Consider the following 16,623-nt stretch of genomic DNA (forward strand, 5'->3'; position numbering starts at 1 on the left):
AAGAAACAATATTTTGGATAACTGCCAATCGCTGATAGCCGATAGGTGACTGCCGATAGCTATATTGCCAACGAGAAGTGTTCCTCCGGGACTTATAATTTCCAGAATACCATATCAGAAATCGTAAGATTATGAAAATACTGAATGCAGAGCAGATCCGGACACTGGATGCGCATACGATAAAAAATGAACCCATCTCGTCATTTGATCTGATGGAAAGAGCTTCACATGCTTTTGTAAAGTGGTTTACAAACTGCTTTGATATCAGTCACTCCATTTCTGTTTTTTGCGGCAAAGGAAATAATGGCGGTGACGGACTGGCAATCGCCAGAATTTTAAGCAGCAAAGGTTATCATCTTCGCGTTTTTGTCATTGAATATACAGACAAAACTTCTGAGGACTTTGCGCAAAACCTGAAACGGATTGAAAATCATTTACAGGTACAAAGTATCTATGAATCTCACACCATGCCTGCATTCAATGCGGAGCAGATCATTATTGATGCCTTGCTGGGATCGGGGTTATCACGCCCGGTTACCGGTTTGCTTGAAGAAGTGATTGAGACTATCAATGAGTCGCCCGCAACGGTTGTTTCGGTTGACATTGCCAGCGGGCTTTATGTTGACAAACCCAATGGAAAATCGGATGCCATTATCACGCCCGATTATACCGTTACTTTTCAACTTCCCAAGCTGGCCTTTATGATGCCTCAAAATGCAGCATTCACAGGCGACTGGCGTGTTGTGGATATCGGCCTGGATACAAAATTCATCGAACAGACTACGACACCCTATTATTTCACAGATAAATCTACGGCCGAAGCGTTGATCAAAAAAAGACAAAAGTTTTCTCACAAGGGCACTTTTGGTCACGGCTTGATTCTGGCAGGAAGTTATGGTAAAATCGGGGCGGCCATATTGTCGGCCAGAGCTTGTCTGCGGTCGGGAGCGGGTTTACTGACTGTTCATTTGCCGGAATGCGGATATGAGATCATGCAAATTTCACTTCCCGAGGCGATGGTTTCTGTGGACCCGCATGACAAAAACATCACGACGCTGCCTGATATCGATGCCTATTCAGCCATTGGTATTGGACCGGGTATCGGCCAGGAGCCTTTGACTGTCAGAGTGCTTGATGAACTGCTTGATAAAACGGAGGTTCCGCTGGTCATTGACGCCGATGCCCTGAACATTCTTTCCAAACATCCAGATCTGCTTGATAAGCTGCCGCCAAAAACAATTTTATCCCCGCATCCAAAAGAGTTTCAACGTCTGGCCGGCGATAGTGCCAATGAGTTTGAACGATTGGAACTGGCGAGGAATTTTGCCAGGAAACATAACATTATCATTTGCCTGAAAGGAGCTTACACGGCCGTCGTTCTGGCAAATGGAGATGTACATTTCAATTCAACAGGAAATGCAGGCATGGCCACGGGTGGCAGCGGAGATGTGTTAACCGGAATTTTAACGGCTATGCTGGCTCAAAAATACAGTCCGGAAAATGCTGCAATTTTAGGTGTATATCAGCATGGACTGGCAGGAGATCGCGCCGCAGATAAGAAGACCAAAACGGCGATGATTGCCTCCGATATTATCGAGAATCTGGGTTGGTGAGATTTTTAATTACCCGTCGGATGGCAAAAAAGCCATCCGACGGGAGGCTCGCTCCGTCCGACGGCTTTTCTGCCGTCGGACGGATAAAAAACCGACTCAACTCATTCTAACTCATTAACTGATACACCGAAAATGCCGAAACATAAGCCAGCACCATCAGATAACCCAGTTGGATAAGCGGCCATTTCCAGCCATGTGTTTCGCGGTAAACAACAGCAATGGTGCTCATGCACATCATCGCGAAAACATAAAATATCAGCAATGAATAACAGACCGCAGGTGTATACATCGGTCCGCCGTGGTCATTTTTTTCCTTCACAAGTCTTTCCTTCACGGTTAAGACATCTTCCGAATCTCCGCTGATGCTATATATCGTAGCCATCGTTCCAACGAAAACCTCCCTTGCCGCAAAGGAAGCAAGCAAAGCAATCCCGATTTTCCAGTCATAACCCAAAGGACGGATGACAGGCTCAATAAATCTTCCAAAATTCCCGGCATAAGAACTTTCCAGACGGGCCGAAGCAACGGCTGCTGCAACTTCTTCCTCAGGCGCCTGCGGCATAGCGCTCACGGCCTGCTGCTCGGCTACTTCCATATGATCGCCAGGACCATAAGAGGATAAAACCCATAGAACGATCGAAATCGCCAAAATTACTTTCCCGGCTTCGAGCACGAAAGATTTAACACTATCGTACATCATAAAACCAACATGCCCCCAACGCGGCACTTTATAAGTAGGCATTTCAAGCATGAAATAACCCGGCTCTGTTCTTTTGATAAACAACGACAAAATCCAGGCAGAGGCCAGTGCCCCAGCCAAACCTAAAAAGTATAACCCAAACAAAACCAGTCCCTGCATATTAAAAATGCCGAAAACTTTGGTAGAAGGAATAATCAGCGCAATGAGGATGCTATAAATAGGCAGACGTGCCGAGCAGCTCATAATCGGCGTTACCAGGATGGTAAGAAGCCTTTCGTGACGGCTGCTGATGCTACGTGTCGTCATAATTGCAGGAACCGCACAGGCCACGCCCGAAATCAACGGAACGACGCTACGGCCGTTAAGCCCAAACCGGCGCATCACCTTATCCATAATCACCATCACCCTGGCCATGTAACCGGATTCTTCCAGCACAGACACCAGACCAAAAAGAATGGCGATTTGCGGGATAAAAATAATTACACCGCCAATACCCGCCAGCACACCATCGGTAATCAGGTCATTGAGAACGCCTTTTGGCAAAACTTCCTTCACCCATGAAATAAACGACGCGGTATTTTCATCAAGCCAGTCCATCGGATACGACGCCCACGCAAAAATAGCCTGGAAAATAACCATCAGGATCAGCGCGAATGTAACATAACCCCAAAGCGGATGCAGCAGGATTTTGTCCAGTTTTCTTGTCCAGAGCGGCTGTTCGGTCGCGCCTTCCGACTTAACGGACTTCTCGACAATGGGCTTGATCGTTTTATAACGCGCAATCGTTTCGTCGGCCAGGAATCCGGTTTCGTCAAACTCATATTTTTCGATCAACGAATCCAGTTTCGCTCTGACCGGCTGAGCCAGAAATGAAAAATTATCGTGCTGACATACATATTGCAATGCCACATAATCATTGTCAAGCTTATGCAGCTCTTTCACTTCTTCAATAAGCGCAGGTTCGTTTCCTTTCGGAACATAAAAATATTTTTGCTCAGGTTTTTCCGTTTGTTCCACGACCTGACGAATCGCCTGCTGCAAATTCGGAATACCCTCGCTTGTCCTCGCGTTTATTTTAACCACCGGAACATTCAGCTGCATCGCCAGCTGAACCGCATTCACGGTTAATTTCATACTGGCAGCCACATCAAGCATATTCAATGCCAGAATAGTCGGGATACCCAGATCACTTATTTCGGTAAAAAGAAGGAGATTTCTCTGAAGATTGGAAGCATCCACCACCACCACCACCGCGGCCGGATAATCCGGATGTTTCGGATTAGCCAGGATATCCATCACCACGCCTTCATCGGCCGATTTTGGATACACGCTGTAAGTTCCGGGAAGATCCACAACGGTTACGTCCCTGTCGGAACTCCCATTAGACCCGGCCAGACGGAATGTTCCTGATTTTTTTTCTACGGTAACACCCGGAAAGTTACCTGTCTTTTGTCGTAAGCCTGTTAACGCATTAAATAAAGTTGATTTTCCAGCATTCGGGTTTCCTACGAGGGCAATTTTAATATTTTCTTGTTTCAATGGTAAAGCAAAATAGAACGAAAAACGAATTATTCAATTTCAATTGTTGAAGCTTCGTTTAACCGCAAAGATAAAGAATAACAACCACCTACATTTATACAAATCGGGTCACCCAGAGGGGCAACCGCATCCAGACGCACTTCACAACCTGGCACGCATCCCATCTCCAATAATTTCAAAGACATCACCCGATCCGTGAAAGATCTGATAACCGCCTTTTCACCTTTTTGAAGCTGCGAAACTGTACGAACCGACATATTAGCTTATTTAGATTAAATATACGTAAGTGCAAATTAAGCATTCTCAGCCCGTAATTCAAATAGTTAGGCTGATCATTTATACAGACACTGCTATAAATCATGCAAAAACATCCCATTTTTATTATTACCCATGGCTTTTGTGTCGTACTTTTGTAGCGTGAAGCAGTAAACAGTGTGCTGAACAAAAATCGAGAGAGAAGAATAAAATAATCACGGTGCCGAAAGCCTGATGCTGACTGCCGATAGCCAATAGAATTGAACGAGATAAAAACCCTCATTTGGAAAGAAGTGACGCTGGAATGGCGACAAAAATATGCTTTGAGTGGTATGTTGCTTTACGTAGTATCCACAGTATTTGTTTGTTACCTCAGTTTTAACCTGCGTCGTGGTCAGCTCACTCCTATTGTCTGGAACACGATTTTCTGGATTATTATTCTTTTTACAGCGGTGAATGCGATAGCAAAAAGTTTTTCACAGGAACGATACGGGCGGTTGATTTACTATTACAACCTGTGCAGTCCACAGGCGATTATTGTGTCAAAAATCATTTACAATTCGTTGATTATGCTGTTGCTTTCAGGAATTGGTTTCGGTTTTTATGCTTTTGTAATGGGCAATCCGGTTCAGGATGTGGGATTATACCTGATATGCATTTTACTCGCCGCGATTGGCTTTGCTTCGGTTTTGACCCTGGTCGCCGGCATTGCCTCGAAAGCTGAGAATAATGCAACATTGATGGCCGTATTAAGTTTTCCGATCATTCTGCCGATGCTGCTGATGACAATCCGACTGGCCAAAAACGCCATGGACGGACTCGACTGGAGTGTCAGCGTTGATGAAATTACCACACTTTTATCGATTGATCTTATCGTTATCACACTGAGTTATCTGCTTTTTCCATTTTTGTGGAGAAGTTAAACATAAATTTATCAATTACCGGAATGAGATTTAGCGGATTAACGTTATCACTCAATCTACTTTTTATCAAACAAAGTACCCTAATTATCAATATATTATGAAGAAATACTGGTGGAAAATTCTTTGTATACTCATTTTATTCTACGTGATCATCGTTGGATTTATGGGGCCAGTTCCACATCAGCCCATCCTGAACGAGAGTATCCGAAATACGTATTTTCACGTCGCTTTATGGATGTCCATGACGATCATGTTATTTACTTCCATGGTCTTTTCGTTTAAATATCTGAGAAGTGGCTCTCTGGACCACGATGATAAGGCTAGCGAATTTGCAAAGGGAGGTCTGTTTTTTGGTATTTTAGGTTGTCTTACAGGTTCTGTCTGGGCCAACTATACCTGGGGAGATCCCTGGCCAAATGACCCGAAACTGAATGGTGCAGCCGTTGGCATGTTGATGTACCTGGCTTATATGCTGCTTAGAAGTTCGTTTGAAGATGAACAGCGTAAGGCAAGAATTTCGTCCGTTTACAACATTCTGGCTTTTGCCGTTTTTATTCCGCTGATCTACATTCTGCCCAGGTTAACAGATTCCCTACACCCGGGAAATGGCGGAAATCCGGCATTTAGCTCTTACGACATGAATAATGAAATGCGCAAGGTTTTTTACCCTGCAATCATCGGCTGGACATTACTTGGTGTCTGGTTAATTGAGCTTCGGGTACGTGTAAAAAAAATCAATCGCTTTTTGCGGGAAGAAGTTGCCAATACAAACCCTGCCAAAGTGCATCAATAACAATCAAAGTTTAATTTCGTTAAGATTATATCATCATGAAAAAAATAATTCTCCTTTTTCTAACGCTTTTATCCTTGCCGCAAATGCTTTTTGCACAGGCTGCCGATCAGGTGGAAATGGCCGACAAACTGCGGGCTGACGGAAAGATATGGGTGGTTGTCGCTGTGGTGGCTATCGTTCTTGCAGGTATTGCGATCAATATGTTTCGCGTGGATTCCAAGGTTAGTAAAATAGAAAAAGAGTTAAATATCAAGTAATCAGTATGAAAAAGATCCAGATTTTCGGTCTTATAATTATTGCCGTGGCGATTGGAATTATCGTTTCAACTGCGGGCGATGCCAGTACCTATGTTGATTTTGGGAAAGCAAAAGAAATGGCTGACAACGGCGATACCGAAAGTATTCACGTTGTAGGTAAATTACCAAAAAACTCGGCGGGGCAGATTGTTGATATGCAGTATCATCCTGAAATCGACCCGAATTATTTTGAATTCTCATTGGTTGACAATAAAAACAAGGTCCAGAAAGTCGTGTACAGAAGTACAAAACCTCAGGACTTTGACAAATCTGAACAGGTTGTTGTTGTAGGAAAAATGGAGAACGGCACATTCGCAGCAGAAAAAATTCTGATGAAATGTCCTTCCAAATACGAAAACGGCAAAATGGAAACCACAGAGGCAACCGCATCAAAATCATGATTCATACTACCATTGGAAGTGCAGGTCACCTGCTGACAATTATCGCATTTGCATCGGCCTTGCTGGCAACTTTTGCCTATTTCAAGGCGGGGCTTTCGGGGACTCCCCTGAATGAAATTTCATCCTGGAAAAAATATGCCCGGACCGTTTTCACCATCCATGCGGTGGCGGTTTTCGGTATAGTTTTCTCTCTTTACTGGATTATCGGAAATCATTATTTCGAATACCATTACGCCTGGAAAAACTCATCGCTTTCTTTGCCGACCGGATATACCATATCCAGTTTCTGGCAGGATCAGGAAGGCAGTTTCCTGCTGTGGATTTTCTGGAATGTAATTCTCGGATGCGTGCTGATCTTCTCAAACCGTTCGTGGGAAGCACCGGTAATGACCATTTTTGCTTTGGTTCAGGCGTTTTTAACGTCGATGATCCTGGGTGTTGTTGTTCCCGGACTTGATCTGAAAATCGGTTCTACCCCATTCCTATTAATGAAGGAAGTAATGCCGGATCTGCCGGTTTACAAAATGGATCCGAATTTCATTGCCAAAGACGGAAACGGTCTTAACCCGCTTTTACAGAACTACTGGATGGTTATTCACCCTCCTACGCTGTTCCTGGGTTTCGCTACCACGCTGATTCCTTTCTCCTTTGCCATCGCGGGTTTATGGACTAAAAAAATACAGAACTGGGTTCGTCCGGCGTTGCCCTGGGCGTTATTCTCTGCCATGATTCTTGGTATTGGTATTCTGATGGGTGCTTACTGGGCCTATGAGACGCTGAACTTTGGTAGCTACTGGAACTGGGATCCGGTTGAAAACTCGTCGATTGTTCCCTGGCTGATCCTGATTGCTGCGATTCACACCATGATCATTGCCAGAAGAAATGCTACGGCACTTAAAACTTCATTTATATTAACGATTGCAACCTTTATCCTGATCCTTTATTCTACGTTCATGACGCGTAGCGGGGTTTTGGGAAATGCGTCGGTTCACTCATTTACCGATTTGGGATTATCGGGTCAGTTGCTGATCTATCTGATGACCTTCACAATTGTTTCCATCGGGTTATTGGTTTATCGCTGGAAAGAACTTCCTTCGGATGATGAAGAAGTTTCAACGTATTCTCAGGAATTCTGGATATTTATTGGAGCGACATTGCTTTGTCTTTCCGGTTTCCAGATTTTAGCGACAACCTCGATCCCGGTTTACAACAAAGTTGCTGAATTCTTTGGCGGTGTTTTAAACATGGCACTTCCGGCGGATCAGATTGGCCACTATAACAAATTCCAGCTTTGGTTCTTCTCCCTGATTATCGTATTAACAGGTATTGGACAGTATTTTTGGTGGAAACGTGTGGGCAAGGATAAGTTGCACGCTTTGTACAATCCATTACTGGTTGCCCTGCTTATCAGTGCAGCAGTCATTACCTACCAGGGCGTTAAGGAAATTCAGTATATCGTTTTGTTGACCACATCCATCTTTGCGATTGTTGCCAACGGGGCCATTCTATTCCAGATTATCAAGGGAAATTACAATTTGTCGGGTGGCGCAGTTACCCATATCGGGGTGGCGTTGATGCTGCTTGGTATCCTGTTCTCGTCTGCTTACACGAAAGTAGTATCGATCAACAACTCTGGTTTGATGATCTCACGCAGCGCGGAATTTACCAACAACGACAACAAAGAAAATAAGGAAAACATAACGCTCTGGTTGAATAAACCTGAAAAAATGGGCGATTATATGCTCACCTGGCGTGATGTGCGCGTAGAGCCACGTCATATTCCTGAATACATTCCAAAGAGCTGGGTGGATATGATCGAAAACGATTTCCATGCAGTTGCGCTCAGAGATATCGTTGTTAACGAGAAAAAGTATTACTCAAAAGGAGACACGCTGGAAATTTTCCCGGAAAACTTCTATTACGAAATCGAATATCGTGAGCCTTCGGGACGTGTATTTAACCTGTTCCCACGTGCGCAGATCAACCCGAGAATGGGACTGGTATCTTCTCCGGATATTCAGCGCGAACTGGATAAGGATTTGTATACCTATGTTTCAATGGTAACCAATCCAACGGCAGAACCGGTTTGGAGCCCTACGGAAAACTTTACCATCAGCATGCGTGACACGTTTTTTGTAAATGATTACGTGGCCGTTCTGGATAACGTGGTGCGCACGGAAGAAGTGGAAGGTATTAAACTAGGTGAAGGTGATGCAGCTGTAAAAGCGGTGATCCGTGTATTGGATAAAGATAACGAGTATGTGATTACCCCATCGTTTGTTATCCGCGACCGCCTGGTGGCGCGCAAGCCCGAGGTCAACAAGGACCTTGGCTTCCGTGTTCAATTCCAGGAAATCGATCCGGCAACCGGCAAGTTTACGTTTGCCGTCAATACAACACAGCGTGATTTTATCGTCATGAAAGCGACCGAAAAACCATTGATCAACATTCTCTGGATCGGAACGTTTGTACTCGTGATTGGTTTTATTATGGCAACAGTTCGCCGGTTCAAAGACTTTATCAAAATGCGTGATAAAGAGAATGCAGAAACGAACAAGACTAAAACGAAAAGAACACCCGCGGCTGTTTAAATACGAACGCTGAGCATAAAAAAATCCGGTCGATTCACTCGATCGGATTTTTTTATGTTATAACTCCAAGACTAGTTCGGCTTTACATTTTTATCAATTTTAGGATCAAAGGCACGGTACTTTGATTTATAGTAAATGATTTCATCTTCATACACTTTGAAACTGGTTTCCGGGCATTCCTTTTTGACCTCACCAAGCCTATAAGTGGCGAGTTTTCCGTCCAGTTGCCAGAACAGATTCTGCGTGTAAGAATCAAAATCCTGATCCAGTACCTTCTGCAAGTTTTTTATCCCGATCACACCTTTTTCCAAACCGGGCATCAATTGCACATCATCGAGCTGCTTATTGCTAAAACGGAAACGCTGAAATGCTGCGTTATCCTTTCTCAATTTGTCCGCCTCACGAAAAGTATCCGTTAATAACTTACAAGGCTGTGCGTATGAAAAATGAGCCAGCAAAGCCATACAAAAGATATAACCGTACTTCATAAATTAAAAGTTAAAATAGATCCGTGTATAGAAAAACGAACCGCTGCTTCCGGTCTGAACCGAATCCCATGCCCCACCCGATTCCGTACGCGCAGGTTTGGACATCGTTGGATAAGCATTCAAAAGGTTGCTCCCACCCAAAGTAAACGACAATTTTTCATTGATCTGATAACGAAGAGAAGCATCTGCCTGAATCATGGCTTTGTAAACATCCATATAATCCTTTTCCGTCAAGTCTTTTCCCGTTTTATCCTTCAAACCATATTTGCGGTTCACGAGCTTTATCTCACCGAAATGTGTACCACGCACCATCAAAGTCAAAGGCCCGGTCGTGTAGTCAAGCATCAGATTAATCTTGGTCGGAGGTGCCGAGGCCAGTATAAAATAGCGTTCACGCTTATCAAGGAAAACAGCACCCTTTCCAATAAGCCGGTCGTTCGTTTTGATCGAATCAATACTCATCGTATTGTAATTCGCAGACAAATAAGTGTTGAATTTACCAGCTCCGAGATCAGTCGTATATTTCAATGTCAGATCAACACCCGCGGTCGAAGTGGTTAACGAATTAGCGAATACCCGGGCATTATCGACATTTAATCTTTTTAGCAAAGAACCTACCTGTTTATCCGCCGATGTAAACTCGCCTGTTAAAATAATTCTATCCTTTACTTTTACATAATACCCATCCACCGCAACAGAAAAATTCTTATCAGGAGAAAATACAATCCCGGCACTCGCATTCTGTGTTTTCTCCATTTTTAAGCTGGAAACGCCCAAAGCGGCAGATACATCGCTGCCCGTCCTCGCGATAACGGACTGCAATGGAATATCCAAATTCGCTTTCGTTGCCTCAATGATGGAATAGCTGAAATGCTGCTGCGCAAGCGAAGGAGCCCTGAAACCAATGCCATAACTACCACGAAGCGTAATCGCATCAGTCAGTTCAAATCGCAGGCCGCCTTTCCCGCCTATTCCACTCCCCAGGTCGCTGTAATAATCAAAACGACCTGCTGCATTTACAGAAAAACGGTCACCAATCTGTGCTTCCAGATCCAGATATCCTGCCGCGTTATTGCGTTTTTTGGTGATCTGTTCTGCCTCGCCATAACCTCTGAATCCTTGTGCACCACCCATTTTCAGCGGGTTGTAAGTACGCCACGACAAAGGATTTCCGGCAATTATTTTATAGCTGTCCATACGGTACTCAGCCCCGAAAGCCAGATGAACACCGTCCAGGATATTATCGTAATACCTCGTCAGATCCAGATTTGTGCTGTTCTGCACGGTTTGCAAAGCACCTGCATCAAATGAAGTCGGGGTATCCGAACCGAAAGAGCGGTTCAGTGAACTTTTGACATGGTAGTTGAATTTGTTGAATCCGTAGGTATGGCTTAAATCCACATTGAATTTCTTCCAGATGGTCCTTATCCCTAACGTAATGGACCGGTCATCGACAGATCTGGATACCAGCGGGTCATAACCATTGGGATAAAGTTTGATAAAATTGGCGGAATCCTTTGCCCCACGCGTCCAGCCATAGGTTTCGCCTTGCCGGTAACTGGCTGTACCAAAACTATAAACCTCGTATTTTTTATAAAGCGGAAACGCCATGTTGTAACTTAAACTCCCGTTATAAATTTTAGGATCTCCGAATTTCCGTCTCAGCACCGAATCCGGCTGCGTATCCGCCCTGTTGGTGTGGTCCTGGAAATTATAATCTGCCGTCACATTTAAAAATCCGCTTTTTGCGATCGTACGTCCATAGTTGATATTGCCGTTATAACTGAGCCCGTCAAAACTACTGGAATCACGGTTATACTTCGCTTTCCGGATTCCCCCGTTTGCATTCGCGGTAAACCCGTTTACATTGTCTTTCAAAACAATATTGATCACACCCGCAACCGCATCCGATCCATATTGTGCCACGGCGCCATCTCTTAAAATTTCAATCCTGTCAATAGAAGCAACCGGTATCGTGCTCAAATCCGAGCTAGTGTTTCCCCTTCCACGTGTCCCCGAAAGGTTGATCAGCGACGACTGATGACGTCGTTTTCCATTCACCAGGATCAGCATCTGGTCAGGACCCATACCATGGATTGAAGTCGCATCGATCTGATCTGTCCCATCGGCGCCGAGCTGCGGATTGGAGTTGAACGATGCCGATGCATATTGCAGCAACTGCGGAAGATCAAACTGCCCGTTCAGACTGGCAATCTTTTTCACGTCAATAATGTCAACCGGCGACGACAGATCCTTTGCACTCTTGGCAAGATTTCTGGAACCGACAACACCTTTTTGCCTTGATTTTTTTAGACTTGTTAACGTAAAATTCTGCGTCCCTATTCCCTTAATTTCCCTTTCTATACGTTCAAATCCTTCGCTCGTAACTACCAGCGTTGCATTGCCATAATGTACCCTCATTTCATAAATTCCATTCACGTTGGTTAAGGCCTTCGTGTTGGTCCCTAATTCCTGGACAGAAACATCGGGTACACCTTTACCTCCCTCGTCCGTAATGATTCCAGCCACCTTATATTTTTGCGCAAAAGACTGAGAAACAAGCAAGACCATTAAAAATGAAAAGTATATTCTAATCACAACGTTTAAATAATTTAGTTAAATGATAAATGCTGGTTATGATTCAAAGAGGGCCGGTTACAGCGCAAAAAGTAACCGTTCAATAATTTTTTTACAAGTTTAACCTTTGATTTAAAATTTCAAGAATAAAACTTTATATAATTAGATAGAATGTTTTCTATTTTTCATCGAATAAATCCTTTTCTCCAATATACGCAGGAATTATCCCTGGCGATTACTCCACCCGAAACAGCTTAAATGTTATCTTTACAACTGAAAGATGCATTTTAAATTTCTTCCCTTGTTTTCATGTTAGCCAATTTATTAAAAACTGCCCTGGGCAGACTACGCGTAGTTGCATTCCTTGAAGGAACTTCATTGCTTATTCTATTCGGTATTGCGATGCCGTTGAAATACATTGCCGGTTATCCGCAGGCCGTTCAGGTCATCGGGATGGCTCACGGCGTCCTTTTTATCCTGTATGTGATCCTGCTGATCCAGGTAGTTTTTGAATTGGGCTGGGGATGGAAAAAATTCATTCTGGCGTTTTTTGCTTCCGTCATTCCATTCGGTACATTCATCGCTGATGCGAAAATTTTTAAACACCCAAACCGTAATACCATGTAATCTTTTTTATTCCATATTCCTACCCATAACGTAAAAGTGCTACCTAAATCCTTAATTAAATTCCTGCTATGCTTTTTTCTGTTTGGAAATTGCCTGGCCCAAAAACCCAATGAAAAGTTCCAGTATCACATCCGCCCTGCTCCATCGCCTATAAAAATAGATGGAAATGCCGATGATCCTGCCTGGGAATCAGCCGAGACCGCAACGGATTTTTTCATGGTCACTCCGATGGATACCAGTTATTCCCGCGCAAAGACGACCGTAAAAATGTCGTATGACAACCATAACATGTACATTCTGGTTGTTAATTACAAGACTGTGAAAAATTCCATCATCGTCGAATCTTTGAAGAGAGATTTCGCTTTTGGAAAAAATGACAACTTTTTGTTGTTCATGGACACCTTCGACGACCGCACCAACGGTTTCTCTTTTGGCGCCAATGCGGCCGGAGCACCCTGGGACGGACAAATGGGTGACGGTGGGACCGTCGATCTTAGCTGGGATAACCGCTGGGTAAGCGAGGTTAAAAATGATCCGGACAAGTGGGTTTGGGAGGCTGCTATCCCATTTAAGAGTATCCGTTACAAATCGGGAATTTCGCGCTGGGGAATTAATTTCAGCCGCCAGGACCTGACCATTTCGGAGAAATCGACCTGGGCGCCGGTTCCCAAACAGTTTCCCTCTGCGGCACTGGCCTATACCGGTGTGCTTGTCTGGGACCAGCCACCACCAAGTCCCGGCCCAAATATTTCTGTTATTCCCTATGCCGCCACGCGTCTTACCAGGGATTTCCAGAATGACAAACCCAACAAATACAAAACAAGCATAGGTGGCGACGTAAAAATTGGACTCTCGCCTTCCATGAATCTCGATCTGACCGTCAACCCGGATTTCTCTCAGGTGGATGTGGACGTTCAGCAGACAAACCTCAACCGTTTTGAGTTGTTCTTTCCGGAGAGAAGACAGTTCTTTCTGGAAAATGCTGATTTGTTCGCCAACTTCGGGTACGCTACCATTCGTCCTTTTTTCTCCCGCAGGATCGGTTTGGGTGTTCCAATACAATTCGGGGCCCGTATGAGCGGCAAGCTGAACAAGAACTGGCGGATCGGTGTGCTGGATGTACAAACCGGATCTCAGGACACAATTCCTAAAAACAACTATGCCGTTTTTGCTTTGCAACGACAGGTTTTTGCCCGCTCCAACGTCCGGTTTATTTTCATCAACCGTGATGCTGTGAATTATTCCATTGAAAAAAATGCGGCCACTTATCGTTACAACCGTAACATCGGAGCCGAATACAATCTGGCCAGTGTAAACAACCTGTGGACCGGTAAAGTGATGTTCTTAAAATCGTTCACACCGGGAAAATCCAGCGATGATTTTGTGCACGCAGCCGATTTAAAGTTCAGTAAGGCCAATTTCTTCTGGCAATGGCAGCATGAATACGTCGGTGCAAACTATAACGCAGAGGTGGGTTATGTGCCAAACGCAACCCGGAACGGTTATTACAAAATAAGCCCGACGGTGGGTTATCTGTTTTTTATCAAAAACCCAAAGATCATCAGCCACGGACCTAAATTCGTCAGCAATATTTATTGGGATAAGCAGATGTCCCTGAGTGACCGCGAGCTGACATTTTCTTATAACCTGAACTTTATCACACGTGCCACCATGTCGGCGTATGTGACGAGTAATTACACGCGCCTGCTGCGGCCCTTTGATCCAACCAATCTGGGTAAAGAAAAACTGGCGACCGGGACAGAACACAACTGGACGTCCGCAGGATTTGAAATCATTTCGGGCCCGCAAAAACACTTCACCTATACCTTTGCCGGGATTTTTGGCGGTTATTACAACAACGGACGACGCACCAATTTACGTACCGAACTTGGTTATCGCGTGCAGCCTTATGTGGCAATTGCCCTGGCAGGAAATTACAACGACATTCATTTGCCTGAGCCCTGGAACCGTACCCAGCTCTGGCTTGTAGGACCGCGTGTTGACGTAACCTTCCGCAACAACCTGTATTTCACTACTTTCATGCAGTATAATAATCAGGCTGATAACATTAACCTGAATTCCCGTCTGCAATGGCGGTATAAGCCAGCTTCTGATTTATACATCGTTTACACAGATAACTATTTACCCGACAATTTCATGGTAAAAAGCCGGGCCATTGTCTTAAAGTTCACTTACTGGTGGAATCTGTAAAAGTAAACTCCCAAAAGGTTCCGGCCTTTTGGGAGTTACGCTAATCAATAAAACACCTCTACATTTTTACCCTTTAACACCCCGAGCTGGTGCTCGTACTTGATGTCCATATCTTTCCCTACGAATGGATTACCCTGCAAATAAACCTTATCCAGCTTTTTGATATCAAGCAGTTTGGCCGGAAAATCAGGGAAATTATTGGAAGAAATATCCAGTTCCTTTAAATCCTGTAAAGACGCGACCTCAGCCGGAAAATTCGTAAACCAATTAAAACCAAGGTCCAGAATATTGACCTTCCGCATCTTCGCAACGCTCTCGGGGAGTACGCTTAACCGGTTATGATGTGCATAAAAAGTGTGCACGTTTTTCAACCGGTTCATCTTGGCGGGAAGCGTTTTGAGCTGATTATGCGATATCGCCAGATGGGTCAGTTTTTTCAGCCGGGTCAAAGAATTAGGCAGACTTTCAAACCTGTTATAGTAGAGATCCAGTACTTCCAGATTTTTCATTCTCCTGATTCCCCTCGGCAAAACAACCAGCTCTGATTTATAAAAATTAAGGTCTTTAACCTGTTTCAGTTTTCGGAAGCTCCGGTTCGAAAGAGATTTCAACTGGTTACCACCAAGCCATAAGCTGGACACTTTCTTGCAGTTTCTGGCGGCTGCGGGGATATCTGTCAATTTATTTTCTCGGAGATTAAGTACTTCCAGCGTTTTGTTTTTGCTTAACACAAGCCCCTCCCCTGTCAGTTTGTTATTTTGAAGGTGCAGTTGTTTGAGCCGGGGCAATCTTGCAAAATCAATGGCCAGTTTTTCCAGGTTATTCCCGCTGAGATACAATTCTTCGGCATTTGGAAACCGGTAAACGACGTCTGGCATCGCCGTCAGTTCAAGCTGATTAAAAAATATCCTTTTGATTTTTAACGTATCCACAAAGGCCTGTGCGTCTTTAATCGTCGTCACCGAACTGTCGGCCTGCCTTACCTCGCGATGCACGATCCGCTTCCCGAAAAAACGGAATGTCATAAACTGAAATGGTTTTTCAGGTTTGGAGGCCATTTGCCATTTTGTTAAGTCTTTTTCAAAGGCAGTCTTCAAAAGCTGATTGAGCGAATCCCGGTTATAACCTTTGGATTGTTCGGCATCAAAAATTAAATAGTCGACACTGCCACGGTCGTTGATAAGCACCTGCACAAAAACACCGATGCCCGGATCTGCCCGCTCTGACAACACAGATCCCATGCACGCACCCAGTTTTTCTGAAAATTCTTCGGAAGTTTCCAATGGAAATGTTGTGGTGTAGGAAACCGGTAACAGATCGACGTGAAAATTTGCCTTTTTCGCGTCCTCCCTCGTCCAGATATGCGACTGCGCTTTAAGACTTCCCGCAAAAAGAAGCAGTATAAACAGTGGTATTATTTTCATGACGGCTATAATTTATATGAGACCTAAATATAACTAAAAACTTAGTCATGAAAATATTTTTTATATAATTTTCTTATACAAGTCAAATTTGAAACCCGGTTTTCTAAACCAGGATGTCGCATAAAATCTGCCACACAATAACTTTTTATTCCAAAATCGCATATTTTGCGCAGGGTTAATAGCGA

At 44.1% G+C, this 16,623-nt stretch carries 13 protein-coding genes; 8 read left to right on the plus strand and 5 right to left on the minus strand.

What is annotated here, in order from left to right:
* Positions 1 to 131 precede the first annotated feature (131 nt).
* Complete coding sequence (locus tag M1L62_RS00550) at positions 132 to 1,613, plus strand: NAD(P)H-hydrate dehydratase (protein WP_254411049.1); 1,482 nt, start codon at positions 132 to 134, stop codon at positions 1,611 to 1,613.
* A 106-nt stretch (positions 1,614 to 1,719) separates the two neighbouring features.
* Here the strand turns inward: M1L62_RS00550 and feoB are convergent, their stop codons facing one another.
* Together feoB and M1L62_RS00560 are read right to left on the minus strand one after the other, a co-directional pair.
* The gene (feoB, locus tag M1L62_RS00555; protein WP_254411050.1) at positions 1,720 to 3,852 is read right to left on the minus strand and encodes a ferrous iron transport protein B; all 2,133 of its coding nucleotides are present in this window, start codon (positions 3,850 to 3,852) and stop codon (positions 1,720 to 1,722) included.
* A 29-nt stretch (positions 3,853 to 3,881) separates the two neighbouring features.
* A complete protein-coding gene (locus tag M1L62_RS00560; RefSeq protein ID WP_254411051.1) occupies positions 3,882 to 4,109 on the minus strand; it encodes a FeoA family protein in 228 nt (75 codons plus the stop codon).
* A gap of 258 nt (positions 4,110 to 4,367) precedes the next feature.
* On the opposite strand from M1L62_RS00560, the gene M1L62_RS00565 reads away from it, so the two are divergent.
* The 5 genes from M1L62_RS00565 to ccsA (M1L62_RS00585) all read left to right on the plus strand — a co-directional run bounded on the left by M1L62_RS00565 (position 4,368) and on the right by ccsA (M1L62_RS00585) (position 9,111).
* Positions 4,368 to 5,030: a heme exporter protein CcmB gene (locus M1L62_RS00565; protein ID WP_254411052.1), complete on the plus strand. Its 663-nt coding sequence runs from the start codon at positions 4,368 to 4,370 to the stop codon at positions 5,028 to 5,030.
* Between the two features lie 97 nt (positions 5,031 to 5,127).
* On the plus strand, positions 5,128 to 5,823 hold the full coding sequence (gene ccsA, locus M1L62_RS00570; protein ID WP_254411053.1) for a cytochrome c biogenesis protein CcsA: 696 nt from the start codon (positions 5,128 to 5,130) through the stop codon (positions 5,821 to 5,823).
* 35 nt (positions 5,824 to 5,858) lie between these two features.
* Positions 5,859 to 6,080 carry a CcmD family protein gene (locus M1L62_RS00575; RefSeq protein WP_254411054.1) on the plus strand — a complete coding sequence of 74 codons (222 nt, stop codon included), beginning with the start codon at positions 5,859 to 5,861 and terminating at the stop codon, positions 6,078 to 6,080.
* Positions 6,081 to 6,085: 5 nt separating this feature from the next.
* A complete protein-coding gene (locus M1L62_RS00580) occupies positions 6,086 to 6,520 on the plus strand; it encodes a cytochrome c maturation protein CcmE domain-containing protein (RefSeq protein WP_254411055.1) in 435 nt (144 codons plus the stop codon).
* Positions 6,517 to 9,111, plus strand: coding sequence for a cytochrome c biogenesis protein CcsA (gene ccsA / locus M1L62_RS00585; RefSeq protein WP_254411056.1), 2,595 nt, complete (start codon positions 6,517 to 6,519; stop codon positions 9,109 to 9,111). Before M1L62_RS00580 ends, ccsA (M1L62_RS00585) begins: the two co-directional genes overlap by 4 nt.
* A 71-nt stretch (positions 9,112 to 9,182) precedes the next feature.
* Here the strand turns inward: ccsA (M1L62_RS00585) and M1L62_RS00590 are convergent, their stop codons facing one another.
* Positions 9,183 to 9,599 carry a hypothetical protein gene (locus M1L62_RS00590; RefSeq protein WP_254411057.1) on the minus strand — a complete coding sequence of 139 codons (417 nt, stop codon included), beginning with the start codon at positions 9,597 to 9,599 and terminating at the stop codon, positions 9,183 to 9,185.
* 3 nt (positions 9,600 to 9,602) lie between these two features.
* Positions 9,603 to 12,197, minus strand: coding sequence for a TonB-dependent receptor (locus M1L62_RS00595; protein ID WP_254411058.1), 2,595 nt, complete (start codon positions 12,195 to 12,197; stop codon positions 9,603 to 9,605).
* A gap of 288 nt (positions 12,198 to 12,485) precedes the next feature.
* On the opposite strand from M1L62_RS00595, the gene M1L62_RS00600 reads away from it, so the two are divergent.
* On the plus strand, positions 12,486 to 12,803 hold the full coding sequence (locus M1L62_RS00600) for a DUF3817 domain-containing protein (protein WP_254411059.1): 318 nt from the start codon (positions 12,486 to 12,488) through the stop codon (positions 12,801 to 12,803).
* A 36-nt stretch (positions 12,804 to 12,839) separates the two neighbouring features.
* Complete coding sequence (locus tag M1L62_RS00605; protein WP_254411060.1) at positions 12,840 to 15,014, plus strand: DUF5916 domain-containing protein; 2,175 nt, start codon at positions 12,840 to 12,842, stop codon at positions 15,012 to 15,014.
* A 44-nt stretch (positions 15,015 to 15,058) separates the two neighbouring features.
* On the opposite strand, the gene M1L62_RS00610 is transcribed toward M1L62_RS00605, so the two are convergent.
* A complete protein-coding gene (locus M1L62_RS00610; RefSeq protein ID WP_254411061.1) occupies positions 15,059 to 16,438 on the minus strand; it encodes a leucine-rich repeat domain-containing protein in 1,380 nt (459 codons plus the stop codon).
* Positions 16,439 to 16,623 lie beyond the last annotated feature (185 nt).

The organism is Dyadobacter diqingensis, assembly GCF_024220585.1.
Taxonomy (GTDB): Bacteria; Bacteroidota; Bacteroidia; order Cytophagales; family Spirosomataceae; genus Dyadobacter; species Dyadobacter diqingensis.